The following is a 12,427-nucleotide window of genomic DNA, read 5'->3' on the forward strand; positions in this document are numbered from 1 at the left end:
ATGGGTTTGCTGAGCCTTGCAATCTGGACGCCGATCTTCTTCGGCGTCGTGCTGCTGGCCCTGGGCCGCGACGATCAGGCCCACGTGGTGCGCTGGATCGCGCTGGTCGGTGCCATCGCCGGCCTGGCCGTCACGGTGCCGCTGTACACCGGCTTCGAACTCGGCACGGCTGCGATGCAGTTCGTCGAGAAGAGCGTCTGGATCGAACGCTTCAACGTGCACTACCACCTCGGCGTGGACGGCATCTCGCTCTGGCTGGTGCTGCTGACCGCCTTCATCAACGTGGTGGTGATCATCGCCAGCTGGCAGTCGATCACCTCGCGCGTGAACCAGTACATGGCCGCGTTCCTGATCCTCTCCGGGCTCATGATCGGTGTGTTCAGCGCGCAGGACGCGATGCTGTTCTACGTGTTCTTCGAAGCCACGTTGATCCCGATGTACCTCATCATCGGTATCTGGGGTGGCCCGAACAAGATCTACGCGGCCTTCAAGTTCTTCCTGTACACGCTGCTGGGCTCGCTGCTCATGCTGGTGGCGCTGATCTACCTGTACACGCAATCCGGCGGCAGCTTCGCCCTGGCCGACTGGTACAAGTTGCCGCTGGACGGCACCGCGCAGACGCTGTTGTTCTTCGCCTTCTTCGCCGCCTTCGCGGTGAAGGTGCCGATGTGGCCGGTGCACACGTGGTTGCCCGACGTGCACGTGGAAGCGCCGACCGGTGGTTCGGCCGTACTGGCAGCCATCATGCTCAAGCTGGGGGCCTACGGCTTCCTGCGTTTCTCGCTGCCGATCCTGCCCGACGCAGCCCATGAATGGGCCTGGCTGATGATCGCGCTGTCGCTCATCGCCGTGGTCTACGTCGGCCTCGTGGCCATGGTCCAGAAGGACATGAAGAAGCTGGTGGCCTATTCGTCGGTGGCGCACATGGGCTTCGTCACGCTCGGCTTCTTCGTCTTCAGCGACCTCGGCGTGTCCGGTGGCATCGTGCAGATGATCGCGCACGGTTTCGTCTCGGCCGCCATGTTCCTGTGCATCGGCGTGTTGTACGACCGGGTGCACTCGCGCGAAATCGCCGACTACGGCGGCGTGGTCAACACCATGCCGAATTTTGCGGCCTTCGCCTTGCTGTTCACCATGGCCAACTGCGGCTTGCCCGCCACCGCCGGTTTCGTGGGCGAGTGGATGGTGATCATCGCCTCGGTCAAGGCCAACTTCTGGCTCGGCCTGCTCGCCGCCTCGGCCCTGATCTTCGGCGCCGCGTATTCGCTGTGGATGTACAAGCGGGTCTACCTGGGTCCGGTGGGCAATGACAACGTCAAGGCGCTCACCGACATCAACGCGCGCGAGTTCCTCGTGCTGGGCGTGCTGGCGCTGGCCGTGCTCATCATGGGTGTCTATCCCAAGCCCTTTACCGATGTGATGGACGCGTCCGTGGCCGAGCTGCTGCGCCACGTCGCCGTCTCCAAACTGAACTGAGCCTGCGCGCACCAACACAAGAGAACGCTCACATGATTGACAAGCTCAGCTGGGTTGCGGCCTACCCAGAAATCCTTCTGTTGACGATGGCCTGCCTGATCGCGCTGGTGGACCTCGGCGTGAAGTCGCCGCTTCGCGGTGCCACCTACGGCCTGACGCTGCTCACGCTCGCGGTCATCGCGGTGCTGCAAGGCATGGCGGCGGCGTCGGGCAGCACCGTGGTGGGCTTTGGCGGCATGATCGTCAGCGACCCCATGGGCAACTGGCTCAAGTGCTTCGCGTCGATCGCCATGATGGTCACACTGGTCTATGGCCGTGGCTACGCCGGCCAGCGCGACATGTTGCGCGGCGGCGAGCTGTTCACCCTGGGCATGTTCGCGCTGCTGGGTATGTTCGTCATGATCTCGGGCCACAACTTCCTGGTGATCTACCTCGGCCTTGAACTGCTCACGCTCTCCAGCTACGCGCTGGTGGCGCTGCGCCGCGACAACGCGCAGGCCACCGAAGCGGCCATGAAGTACTTCGTGCTGGGCGCGCTGGCCAGCGGCTTTCTGCTCTATGGCCTGTCCATGGTGTATGGCGCCACCGGTTCGCTGGACGTGACCGAGGTGCTCAAGGCCATCGCCGGTGGCGAGGCCACGCTCAAGGGTTCGCCCCAGGTGCTCACGCTCGGCCTGGTGTTCGTGGTCGCCGGCCTCGCGTTCAAGCTGGGTGTCGTGCCGTTCCACATGTGGGTGCCTGACGTGTACCACGGCGCGCCCACGGCCATCACGCTGGTCATCGGCGGCGCGCCCAAGCTGGCGGCCTTCGCCATCGTGATCCGCCTGCTGGTGGAAGGTCTGCAGCCGCTCGCCGTGGACTGGCAGCAGATGCTGGCGGTCTTGGCGGTCATGTCGCTGCTGATCGGCAACCTCGCGGCCATTGCGCAGAGCAACCTCAAGCGCATGCTCGCGTTCTCCACCATCTCGCAAATGGGCTTCCTCTTGCTGGGTCTGCTGGCCGGCGTGGTGCAAGGGGCCAACGGCATGGATGGCGGCAACATGGCCAACGCCTACGGTTCGTCCATGTTCTACGTGGTGACTTACGTGCTGACTACGCTGGGTACCTTCGGCGTGATCCTGCTGCTCTCGCGCAGCGGATTCGAGTCGGAGCACATCGACGACCTGGCTGGCCTGAACCAGCGCAGCCCGCTGTACGCCGGTGTGATGGCGGTGTGCATGTTCTCGCTGGCGGGTGTGCCGCCCCTGGTGGGCTTCTACGCCAAGCTGTCGGTGCTGCAGGCCTTGCTGGCGTCGAGCAGCGCCTTCCATGTGGGCCTGGCGGTGTTCGCCGTGGTCATGTCGCTGATCGGTGCGTTCTACTACCTGCGCGTCGTCAAGGTCATGTACTTCGACGCGCCCACGCAGACGGCCGAGATCAGCGCCGGCCTGGACGTGCGCTCGGTGCTCACGCTCAATGGCGCGCTTGTGCTGGTGCTGGGCATCGTGCCCGGCGGCCTCATGACCCTGTGCGCCCAGGCCGTGGCGCAGCTGCTGGCCTGAGAGGCGGGGCAGGGCGGGCCCAACCGGTGAACTTCGCCGGTGCCCGCCGGCTCACACACCGTTCCATGACCCATACCCTCTCTGTCTGGCTGGTGTTGATCGCCGCCTTCGTCGCGGCCAATCTGCCCTTCATCAACGAACGCTGGTTCGCCCTGGGGCCGCGCCGCATGCCCAAGAAGTCGCTTGGGGTGCGGGTGATCGAGCTGGTGGTGTGGTACTGCATCGTGGGCGCCATCGGCCTGGCGCTGGAGCAGCGCGCCGGGCAGATCGCCCCGCAAGGCTGGGAGTTCTATGCCACCACCGGCTCGCTCTTCCTGACACTGGCCTTCCCGGGCTTTGTCTACCGCTACCTCTACCGGCACCGCGGATGAGCCAGAACGACGACGCACATCTGCGAGAGCACCAGCTCTCACGCACCGAGTTGCTGCGCGGCAATTTCTTGCACGTGGTACGCGACCATGTGCGCATGCCCGACGATGGGCAGGCGACACGCGAATTCGTGCTGCACCCGGGTGCGGTCATGGTGGTGGGCCTGCTGGATGATGGGCAAGTGGTGCTGGAGCGCCAGTACCGGTACCCGATGCAGGCCGTGATGGTCGAGTTCCCTGCCGGCAAGCTGGACGCGGGCGAGGCCAGCCTGGTGTGCGCGCAGCGCGAACTGCTCGAAGAGACCGGCTACAGCGCGCGCGAGTGGGCCTTTGCCGGACGGCTTGCGCCCACCATCGCTTATTCCGACGAAGTCATCGACATCTGGTTCGCGCGTGGCCTTGCGCTGGGCGAACGCCGTCTGGACGAAGGTGAGTTTCTCGACGTCTTCAGCGCCACCCCGGCCGAATTGCACGCCTGGTGCTTCGATGGCACCGTGATCGACAGCAAGACCCTCATCGGCTCCATGTGGCTGCAGAACGTCTTGCGCGGAGAATGGTCTCTGACCTGGGCCGGTGCGCAAGGCGCGGCAGCTGCAGGAGAATCCGCTCCATGAAAGTCCTGGATCTGCAATGTGCACACCACCACGGGTTCGAAGGCTGGTTCGGCTCTGAAGAAGACTTCACGAGCCAACTGGAGCGAGGCCTCGTGACCTGTCCGCTGTGTGGCGACGCGCAGATCCACAAGAAGCTCTCCGCACCGCGACTGAACCTGCGCGTGGGCCGCCAGGAGCCCGAGGCAGCGGCAGCACCGCCGTCGGCAGACACCCGCACAGCGGTCACCATGAGCAACCACGGCGCCACGCCCGAACTCGCGGCCATGCAGGCCCGGGTGCTGAAGGCGCTGCGCGAGGTGATGGCGAACACCGAAGACGTCGGTGTGCGTTTCGCCGAAGAAGCCCGTGCCATGCACAGCGGCGAGGTGGCGCACCGCCAGATCCGTGGCCAGGCCAGCCCGCAAGAAGCGCTGGAACTGATGGAGGAAGGTATTGAGGTCATTGCCCTCCCGATGATCCCGGCGATCAAGGAAACGCTGCAGTAACGGTGCAGCGGCTACCGAGGCCGGCCGGCGTCGATCCAGCCCTGGGTTTCCTGCATGCCCAGCCGGTAGCGCGCGCAGTTGAAGGCGGCCAGCGCGTTCAGCTCCGTCACCAGAATCTGCTGCAGCTTCACCGCGTCATCCTCGGGCAGGCTCAGGCCGACAACCGCTTCCTGCGCTGACCGGCGACCGCGCACCACCAGGCCCATGGCTTCGTTCAGCGCCTCGCGGTAGCGGATGCGGAAAGGGTCGGGCGAACCCGCTGCGTCCAGCACCACCTTGTATTTCGCTTGCGAGCGCCGGTAGGTCCAGGCGAAGAGGTCCACCGCCATCGAGACGTCACCGCACTCGTAGACGCCCATCATGGCCAGCGCATAGTCTTCCCGGTCCACGTCCAGAAAAGACAGTGGCGCCTGGTTGTAGAGCATGAGCGGGATGTTGGCGGCCAGCCGGCTCACGCGCTTGTTGCCATCTTCAAAGGGTTGCAGGTAGGCCAGCTGGACCCACAGGAAGAACGCCGCCTCCACAGGGTTCTTGATGAGCCGCGCCGTCGCCAGAATGCGTTCGAACATTTCCCGCAACAGCGCAGGCACCTGGGTGGGCACGTAGGTCGAGCCACTGATGTTGACCACCTTTTCGCGGATGGTGCCCAGCGACGTCACGTCCACGAGCAGGTCTTGCATCAGCACCGCGTGCAGGTTGCACACGAGCGCGGTCGCGAGCCCCTGCAAGGGCACCGCGTCCACCAGAAACTCGATGGCCGCCTTGTGGTTGAGCAGCATGACCGCGTCGAGGTCCGTGGCCGCAGCACCGCTTTTGAACAGCGCCTCGGTATCCAGCAGCGTGTAGCGGTTGCCTTCGAGATGGGACGACGACCACGACAGGTCGATGAGCAGTTGCTCCAGCACCTTGCGGATGTAGGTGCCCGCTGGCAACTGCCCGGGGAGTCGCCCCAGTGCGGCCAGTTCTTCGGCGAGCGTTTGGGACAGCAGGAAGGTCTCGTTCGGCTTGTAGTCGTCGACGAAAGCACGGCGGTACGTGACGGGCGCGCGGGCTGCCAGAGGCAGGGTCATCTGCCGCCGGAGTTCCTGGCTGGCCACGCTCCAGAGGGGGGCCGACCTCGGAGGCTCTTTGGGCGGTTCCTGCACGAGCATGGGCCGAATCGGCACCATGCCCAACGACGCCGGGGCCGGCGTGGTCCGCAGCCGATACCGGGTGGCGCGGGCCTTGCCGATGACCTCGATGCGGCCGTCGGCCAGCAACCTTGAGAGCATGCGCTTGACGGCGGGCAGACTTGCGCCCGTGGCGGCTGCCAGCTGGGTGGAGGAGGCCCACGGTTGCTCCGTTGAAGCCCATGTGGACAGGGCCTGTCGCAAGTTGTCTGGTGTGAGGTGGTACATGTGGGCCATAAATCAGCTCGTGCGTCGAGCCGATTTTGGCGGAAGTGAGCCAATAAAACAAGTATTGGCTCTATTAATGAGCCGATACAAGTGTTTCTGCCAGCAACCAGTCCCGAAACCGCAGCACAAAAGCATCTTGCGCGAGCCGATTCGGGTACAGGAGGTAGAACGCGTCGCCCGAGTCGACCCGTTGCGCAAAGGGTTCGACCAGCCGGCCCGCCTTCAGGTCGGCCGCTACCAGCGCGCGCTGGCCCATGGCCACGCCAGCGCCGTCCAGCGCCATCTGGTAGGCCAGACTCACGCTCTCGAAGGTGATGCCGCGCTCGGGATCGATGTCGGGCGCGCCCGCCGCGTCCAGCCACAAACGCCAGTAATTCGGCCGAGCGGCCGATTGCAGCAACGTGGTGCAGGTAAGGTCGGCCGCTGCTCGCAAGGGCCCCAGCTTGGTCAGCAGCGCCGGGCTGCACACCGGCGTGAGTTCGATGGGCACCAGCCGGTGGCACACACAGCCCGGCCAGTCGCCCCGCCCGATGCGGATCGCTACGCCCGTGGCTTGCGCATCGAAGTCCACCGGTCCGAGCGATGTGGTGAACACCACGTCGCGATCGGGCTGCGCCGCGCGGAACACCGGCAGGCGCGGCACCAACCAGCGCATTCCGAAGGTCATGGGGCACCAGATGCGCAACGGGTCGCGGCCCTTGGTCGACCGGATTTCCTCGGTGGCCTGGCTCAGCTCCAGCAGCACGTCGCTCACGCGTGCGAGATAACTTTTGCCGCTCGCCGTGAGCGACAACGCCCGGTGCGAGCGGGTGAACAGCGGGGTGCCCAGGTGTTCTTCGAGCAGCGCCAGCTGCCGGCTCACGGCGCCGGGCGTGACGAACAGTTCTTCGGCGGCCTGCTTGACGCTGCCGCGCCGGCCGACGGCCTCGAACACGCGAACGGCATTGAGAGGGGGCAGGCTCATGGTTTCTCCAGGCGTCTTCGGTTCTAAAAAACTCAATCGAATCGCAGTTTAAATCGGTTGAGCAAGATGATCATGAAGCCCAGAATGCCGGTCATTCTTTCATTTTCATCAAGAGTCAAGGCCAGCATCATGAGCGCCAACCCACCCCGCCTGACCGGCAAGATTCATCCCTCGCGCATCCGCCAGTTCGCCGTGCCTCGGGCAACACCCGGCTTGCTGGAGCGCTACCGCGCGCTCGGCGATGCCAGCGGCGTGATCTCCGACGTGATGGACCGCCTGGGCATTCCCGGCGTGGTCGGCGCATCCACGCTCAAGCCCACCATCGCCGGCAAGATCATCGCCGGCACCGCGCTCACTGTGCGCAATGCCATGCAGCCCGGCGACGGCTATGCGAATGCCCGCGTGCCGACCAACAAGATGGCTGAGTTCGAAGCGCACAACCTCGCGCAACCGGGCGATGTGGTAGTGATCCAAGGCGTGGCCGGCGTGTCCAACATGGGCGGCATCTCAGCCCAGACCGCCAAGCGCCAGGGTGAGGTCGGCGCCATCATCGAAGGGGGCATTCGCGACGTGACGCATTCCCGCTCGATCGACTTTCCCATCTGGGCCTCCGAGATCACGCCGCTCACCGGCAAGTGGCGCATCGAGACCATGGAGATCAATGGCGATGTCGACATTGCCGGCATGCGCGTGTCGTGTGGCGACATCGTCTTCGCCGACGACACGGGCGTGTGCTTCGTGCCCATCGCCCGCGCCGAAGAGGTGTTGGCCTGGGCCGAAAAAATCGTGTGCGCCGAAGCCATCAAGTGCGAGGCCATCGACGCCGGTACGCACATCGCCGATTTGCCCAAAACCGAATGACCCCATCCCGGAGACAAACATGAACCCATCTTCTTCTCGGTCTTCCCGCTTCACCCGCCGCGCTGCCTGTGCTGCGGTCGCTTTGCTGGCCGCAGCGCCCATGCTCGGCTTTGCGCAGGCCGCCTACCCCTCACGCCCCATCAAACTCATCGTGCCCTTCGCTCCCGGCGGCGGTGTGGACGGCATTGCTCGGCTGCTCGGCGAGAAGCTGACCCAGCGCCTGGGCCAGCCCATCGTGGTGGAGAACAAGCCCGGTGCGGGTACCACCATCGGCAACCAGCTCGTGGCGCGCTCAGCCCCTGACGGCTACACGCTGCTGATGGCCAGTTCGTCATTCACCACCGGCCCCGGGCTGTTCCGCTCGCTGCCTTACAACACCGAGCGCGACTTCACGCCCGTCATCATGGTGGCCAATTCGCCCGCCGTCATGGTGGTCGGGGCCGCGTCGGAATCGAACACCTTGGCGCAACTCGTGAACAAGGCCAAGACCCAGCCCGGCGGATTGACCGCGGCCACCTACGGCAGTGGTTCCACGCCGCACCTCGTGTCGGAGCTGTTCCAGCAGCTGTCGGGCACGAAGTTCCTGAACGTGCCCTACAACGGTGGCAGCCCGGCGATGCTGTCGACGCTCTCGGGCGAAACCGACATGGTCTTTCCCACCGTGTTGCCGGCGCTGCCGCACGTGAAGTCGGGCAAGGTCAAGGTGCTGGCCATCGCATCGACCAAGCGCTCGGCGCTGCTGCCCGGCGTGCCCACCTTCCAGGAGCAAGGCGTAGCGCTGGAGACCGGCACGTGGTTTGGCCTGGTGGCGCCAGCCGGCACACCGGCCGCCATCGTCGAGCGCTTGAACCGCGAAGTGCTCGCCATTGCGAAAGACGATGCCAGCTTTACGAAGAAGCTGAACGACGAAGGCGCGGAGTTCACGGGGGGAACATCGGCCGAATTCGGCGCGTTCCTCAAGGTCGATCAGGAACGCTGGCGCAAGGTGATCGCGAGTTCGGGCATCAAGGCCGAGTAAGCGATTCGGCACATCCGCCCAAACATCCTTCCAAAAAAACGCCCGACGCTATTGGCATCGGGCATTTTGTTTTGCGTGGAGCCGAACCGCTCAGGGGTACAAGCCCCGCAAATCGCGCGCATGCAGGATGCGCTTGCACGCCACGATGAAGGTCGCCGTGCGCAGGCTCACCTTGTTCTCGTCGGCCACCTGCCACACGGCCGCGAACGCGTCCTTCATGATCTTCACCAGGCGTGCGTTGATCTCGTCCTCGCTCCAGAAGAAGCTCGAGAAATCCTGCACCCATTCGAAGTAGCTCACCGTCACACCGCCGGCGTTGGCGATCACGTCGGGCAGCACCAGCACGTTGCGGTCGTGCAGGATGTCGTCGGCCTGCGGTGTGGTCGGGCCGTTGGCACCTTCGATCACCATGCGCGCCTGGATGCGCCCGGCGTTGCTTTCGTTGATCTGGCCTTCCAGCGCGGCGGGAATGAGGATGTCGCACGGCACGTCCCAGAAGGCGTCATTCGCGATCACCTCAGCTCCGGCGAAGCCTGCCACCGAGCCGACCTGTTTCACGTGTGCCAGCAAGGCCGGTACATCGAACCCGGCGTCGCGGTAAATGGTGCCGCCGTGGTCTTGCACCGCCACCACGCGCGCGCCCGCCTCCGAGAACAACTTGCCCGCCACGCCACCCACGTTGCCGAAACCTTGCACCGCCACGCGCGCTGTGGCCACGTCCAGGCCAATGCGGCGCGCCGCTTCCACGCCCACGGTGAACACGCCCCGGCCCGTGGCTTCGCGCCTGCCGAGCGAGCCGCCGAGGTCCACCGGCTTGCCGGTGACCACGCCGGTGGCGGTGGCACCCTCGTTCATCGAGTAGGTGTCCATCATCCAGGCCATGATCTGCTCGTTGGTGTTCACGTCTGGCGCGGGGATGTCCTTGGTCGGGCCGATGATGATGCCAATCTCGCTGGTGTAGCGGCGCGTGATGCGCTCCAGTTCACCGCGCGTGAGTTGCCTCGGGTCCACGCGCACACCACCCTTGGCGCCGCCGTAAGGCACGTTCACCGCGGCGTTCTTGATCGACATCCAGGCCGACAGCGCCATCACTTCCGACAGCGTGACGTCCTGGTGGAAACGCACACCGCCTTTGCCTGGCCCGCGTGAGGTGTTGTGCTGCACGCGGTAGCCCTCGAAGTGGGCGATGGTGCCGTTGTCCAGGTGGATCGGCACGTCGACGATCAGTGTGCGCTTGGGTCGCTTCAAGGTGTCGACCCAACGCGCGAGCGGGCCGAGGTAAGGCGTGACGCGATCGACCTGCTGCAGGTAGATGCCCCAGGGCCCGAGGTGTTTGGGATCGAGGTAGGAAGGAAGTGCCTGCGTGAAAACGGCCGGGGCGCTGGTGGCGCTGCCGGCTGGGAGGGGCGGTGTTTGTGACATGGAAGAATCCTTGTGGTTTGCGGCCCTGGTGGGCCTGCCAACGCCACTGTACGGAAGCCGTCCTCGCTTGTCTAAGGCCACAAGGCCATTGCGTTATGCGTTTGGCGCATAGTTGTGCGCCGACCCGCTCGGGCTGGCATCAGGCAATGGCAATGCCCACGTCCATCAGCGACAAGGCCGCCTGGCTGCGTGAAATGGTGGACCCGCGCAACTGCGGGGCTTCGTCCAGCATGACGTGGCCCAGATCGGCTTCGCGAAGATCGGCGCCCGCGAGCAGCGTGTCTTCGAACGTCAAGCCTGCGCTGATCACCTCCAGGAAGCGCGCTCCCTCGAGCATGCAGGCCTTGAACAGGGTGGAGGCCAGGTTGGCGTGCCGCCATCGCGTGTCGATCAGGTCGCAGTCGTTGAACGTCGCGTCGCTGAGGTCGGCGGATTCGAGTTTTGCCCGCCGGCCACGGCATCCGATCCACTGGGTGTGTGCCATCGAGGCCGCTTGAAACGAGGCATCCATGAAGGAGCCGTGGATGAACTGGAAGGAGCGCAGCGTCAACCCGGACAGGTCGACACAGTCGAAGTCGCAGCGCTCGAACCGCTGCGGTGTTTCGGACTGCGCCAGGAACGCCATCTCGTGTCGGTTGAAGGACAGGTCTTCGTGCGTTTCCAATGCGGGCGAAGAGGTGTCCGTGTGGGGCAGGTCGGTGGGAGTCGTCATGCTCTGGCTCTCAGCGTTTTGCGATCGCCTGTTCCATGGACACCGCGACGCCCGCCAGGGCTTCGATCTGGCGGCAGATGGGCTCGTTGATCGCCCGCAGCAGGGCGCTGAGCTGGCCGCGGGAGTTGGGCACGCCGTGGCGCTGCTCGTCGGCGTAGTCCGTCATCGCGAAGCGCTCGAGCGAGCGGTAGGACTGGAAGTGGTCCGCGAGTTCGGCGATCTGGTCGCGAAACCGCGTGATGAGGGCGGTGGGGTCCTTTGTGTTGGTGTGCAGATCGTGAACCGACGGTCCGGCAGGGTTCTGCTGTGGTTGGTGTGACATCTCTTTCGCTCCCCGAAAGTTTTTGCAGATGAAAACCGCTGCCGACGCGCTGTCGGTGGCGGCGACTCGAGCAGGTTGGCGTACCGGGGAATCGTAGCGAAAACCCGTGGACCCTGAGGTCCCCCGCTCGAGCCGCCATAGGCGACACGTGAGCCATCACAGTGATCTGCGATCGCTCCGTTGTTCACTACGTTTTCGCCGGGACGCCAATTCCGTTCACACCCTTTGAGGATGCGACCGCGCGGTATAGGTGCGTCGCGCTCCTGTGGGCGATCAGATGGGCGGCGCCAGTGCCTGAACCAGCTCAACCAAGGTGGCACGGGTCACCTCGGCCGCGGGCTGAAGGGTCTCTTGCGTGCCCCACACGACGCACAAACTTCGTTGAATTGAGGGGTCGCGAATCGGGATGAACGAAAGACCGTCCACGGTGGCGGGCATCGCTCCAATGCGTGGACGGATGGTGTAGATCCCACCTTCCTTGAGCAGCAATGAAACCAGGCCAGTGCTCGTGCTGATGATGGGGCGCACTTCTTGGCCGACTCCTTGGGCGGCTGTGTCAATCAAGCGCCTGAGCCGGTTGGGGTGCAGAGACAGCGCCAGTGGATACGACAACACTTCCGACAGCGAGATCGATTCTGGCAGGCTGTCGACGTGGTCGAAGCGTCCACAAAAGCAAAACACTTGTGTGGCCAGCTCCATGGAGTGAAGGCTCGTGTCGGAGTGCCCTTCAGGGAGCAGCGCAAGGCTGGCTGTGCCCTCGCGCATCCACGTCTTGATGGCATGGCTGTCGCCTTCCAGCACTTCAAGCCTCACCAACGGGAAGCGTTCCTGCATGGTGGTGAACAGGCGCACACCCAATTGATCGATGAGCGAGGTAGGAAGCGCCACTGTCACGTCGCCAGATGGCACCGACTCCAGATGCGCAATGGCGGCTTCGGCTTCTGCAACGTTCTGAAAGATTCGTTTGGCGTGCTCGATCAGGCGGGCACCCGCTGCGGTGGGTTGAACGCCTTGTGAGGAGCGGTGCAGCAGTGCCGCACCCAGCGACTCTTCCAGGAGCCGTATCTGACGACCCACCGCCGGTTGAGCACGCAGAAGCCTTGCAGCCGCCCGATTGATGCTGCCTTCTTCTACGACGACAAGGAAGGCTCTCAGATGTTCGAGGTTTAGCGCCAATGTGCGATGTGCGAAGGGGAGGGTGTGCCGAATTTGGAGAACGGATGTGCGCCGATTTTACTTCCGGCCAA

At 64.6% G+C, this 12,427-nt stretch carries 13 protein-coding genes; 7 read left to right on the forward strand and 6 right to left on the reverse strand.

Features of this window, described 5'->3' with window-relative positions; genetic code table 11:
- The 5 genes from F9K07_RS11350 (at position 1) to F9K07_RS11370 (ending at position 4,484) form a co-directional block, all read left to right on the forward strand.
- A complete protein-coding gene (locus tag F9K07_RS11350) occupies positions 1-1,476 on the forward strand; it encodes an NADH-quinone oxidoreductase subunit M (protein WP_159593004.1) in 1,476 nt (491 codons plus the stop codon).
- Positions 1,477-1,508: 32 nt separating this feature from the next.
- Complete coding sequence (gene nuoN / locus F9K07_RS11355; RefSeq protein ID WP_159593007.1) at positions 1,509-3,017, forward strand: NADH-quinone oxidoreductase subunit NuoN; 1,509 nt, start codon at positions 1,509-1,511, stop codon at positions 3,015-3,017.
- A gap of 65 nt (positions 3,018-3,082) precedes the next feature.
- The gene (locus tag F9K07_RS11360; RefSeq protein WP_159593010.1) at positions 3,083-3,388 is read left to right on the forward strand and encodes a DUF2818 family protein; all 306 of its coding nucleotides are present in this window, start codon (positions 3,083-3,085) and stop codon (positions 3,386-3,388) included.
- A complete protein-coding gene (locus F9K07_RS11365) occupies positions 3,385-3,999 on the forward strand; it encodes an NUDIX domain-containing protein (RefSeq protein WP_159593013.1) in 615 nt (204 codons plus the stop codon). The genes F9K07_RS11360 and F9K07_RS11365 overlap by 4 nt, the downstream gene beginning before the upstream one ends.
- A complete protein-coding gene (locus tag F9K07_RS11370; protein WP_159593016.1) occupies positions 3,996-4,484 on the forward strand; it encodes a DUF1178 family protein in 489 nt (162 codons plus the stop codon). Before F9K07_RS11365 ends, F9K07_RS11370 begins: the two co-directional genes overlap by 4 nt.
- 11 nt (positions 4,485-4,495) lie before the next feature.
- Here F9K07_RS11370 and F9K07_RS11375 read toward each other — a convergent pair whose 3' ends face one another.
- Together F9K07_RS11375 and gcvA are read right to left on the reverse strand one after the other, a co-directional pair.
- A complete protein-coding gene (locus F9K07_RS11375; RefSeq protein ID WP_236581895.1) occupies positions 4,496-5,890 on the reverse strand; it encodes a Fic family protein in 1,395 nt (464 codons plus the stop codon).
- Positions 5,891-5,954: 64 nt separating this feature from the next.
- A complete protein-coding gene (gene gcvA, locus F9K07_RS11380; RefSeq protein ID WP_159593019.1) occupies positions 5,955-6,845 on the reverse strand; it encodes a transcriptional regulator GcvA in 891 nt (296 codons plus the stop codon).
- 129 nt (positions 6,846-6,974) lie between these two features.
- On the opposite strand from gcvA, the gene F9K07_RS11385 reads away from it, so the two are divergent.
- Positions 6,975-7,706, forward strand: a complete 732-nt coding sequence (locus F9K07_RS11385) for an RraA family protein (protein ID WP_159593022.1) — start codon at positions 6,975-6,977, stop codon at positions 7,704-7,706.
- A 19-nt stretch (positions 7,707-7,725) separates the two neighbouring features.
- Positions 7,726-8,724 carry a tripartite tricarboxylate transporter substrate binding protein gene (locus F9K07_RS11390; RefSeq protein ID WP_159593025.1) on the forward strand — a complete coding sequence of 333 codons (999 nt, stop codon included), beginning with the start codon at positions 7,726-7,728 and terminating at the stop codon, positions 8,722-8,724.
- A gap of 90 nt (positions 8,725-8,814) precedes the next feature.
- Here the strand turns inward: F9K07_RS11390 and F9K07_RS11395 are convergent, their stop codons facing one another.
- From F9K07_RS11395 to F9K07_RS11410, 4 genes are all read right to left on the reverse strand, one after another.
- The gene (locus tag F9K07_RS11395; protein ID WP_159593028.1) at positions 8,815-10,146 is read right to left on the reverse strand and encodes a Glu/Leu/Phe/Val family dehydrogenase; all 1,332 of its coding nucleotides are present in this window, start codon (positions 10,144-10,146) and stop codon (positions 8,815-8,817) included.
- A gap of 139 nt (positions 10,147-10,285) precedes the next feature.
- Complete coding sequence (locus F9K07_RS11400) at positions 10,286-10,858, reverse strand: pentapeptide repeat-containing protein (protein ID WP_159593031.1); 573 nt, start codon at positions 10,856-10,858, stop codon at positions 10,286-10,288.
- 10 nt (positions 10,859-10,868) lie between these two features.
- Positions 10,869-11,180 carry a hypothetical protein gene (locus tag F9K07_RS11405; protein ID WP_159593034.1) on the reverse strand — a complete coding sequence of 104 codons (312 nt, stop codon included), beginning with the start codon at positions 11,178-11,180 and terminating at the stop codon, positions 10,869-10,871.
- 273 nt (positions 11,181-11,453) lie between these two features.
- Positions 11,454-12,356, reverse strand: a complete 903-nt coding sequence (locus tag F9K07_RS11410; protein ID WP_159593037.1) for a LysR family transcriptional regulator — start codon at positions 12,354-12,356, stop codon at positions 11,454-11,456.
- Positions 12,357-12,427: the final 71 nt, after the last annotated feature.

This window comes from Hydrogenophaga sp. BPS33 (assembly GCF_009859475.1).
Lineage (GTDB): Bacteria > Pseudomonadota > Gammaproteobacteria > Burkholderiales > Burkholderiaceae_C > Hydrogenophaga.

Coding starts and splice junctions, on each gene's coding strand:
- F9K07_RS11370 (WP_159593016.1), top strand. CDS start 3,996: ATGAAAGTCCTGGATCTGCAATGTGCACACCACCACGGGTTCGAAGGC.
- F9K07_RS11395 (WP_159593028.1), bottom strand. CDS start 10,146: ATGTCACAAACACCGCCCCTCCCAGCCGGCAGCGCCACCAGCGCCCCG.
- F9K07_RS11385 (WP_159593022.1), top strand. CDS start 6,975: ATGAGCGCCAACCCACCCCGCCTGACCGGCAAGATTCATCCCTCGCGC.
- F9K07_RS11360 (WP_159593010.1), top strand. CDS start 3,083: ATGACCCATACCCTCTCTGTCTGGCTGGTGTTGATCGCCGCCTTCGTC.
- F9K07_RS11405 (WP_159593034.1), bottom strand. CDS start 11,180: ATGTCACACCAACCACAGCAGAACCCTGCCGGACCGTCGGTTCACGAT.
- nuoN (WP_159593007.1), top strand. CDS start 1,509: ATGATTGACAAGCTCAGCTGGGTTGCGGCCTACCCAGAAATCCTTCTG.
- F9K07_RS11375 (WP_236581895.1), bottom strand. CDS start 5,890: ATGGCCCACATGTACCACCTCACACCAGACAACTTGCGACAGGCCCTG.
- F9K07_RS11365 (WP_159593013.1), top strand. CDS start 3,385: ATGAGCCAGAACGACGACGCACATCTGCGAGAGCACCAGCTCTCACGC.
- F9K07_RS11350 (WP_159593004.1), top strand. CDS start 1: ATGGGTTTGCTGAGCCTTGCAATCTGGACGCCGATCTTCTTCGGCGTC.
- F9K07_RS11400 (WP_159593031.1), bottom strand. CDS start 10,858: ATGACGACTCCCACCGACCTGCCCCACACGGACACCTCTTCGCCCGCA.
- gcvA (WP_159593019.1), bottom strand. CDS start 6,845: ATGAGCCTGCCCCCTCTCAATGCCGTTCGCGTGTTCGAGGCCGTCGGC.
- F9K07_RS11390 (WP_159593025.1), top strand. CDS start 7,726: ATGAACCCATCTTCTTCTCGGTCTTCCCGCTTCACCCGCCGCGCTGCC.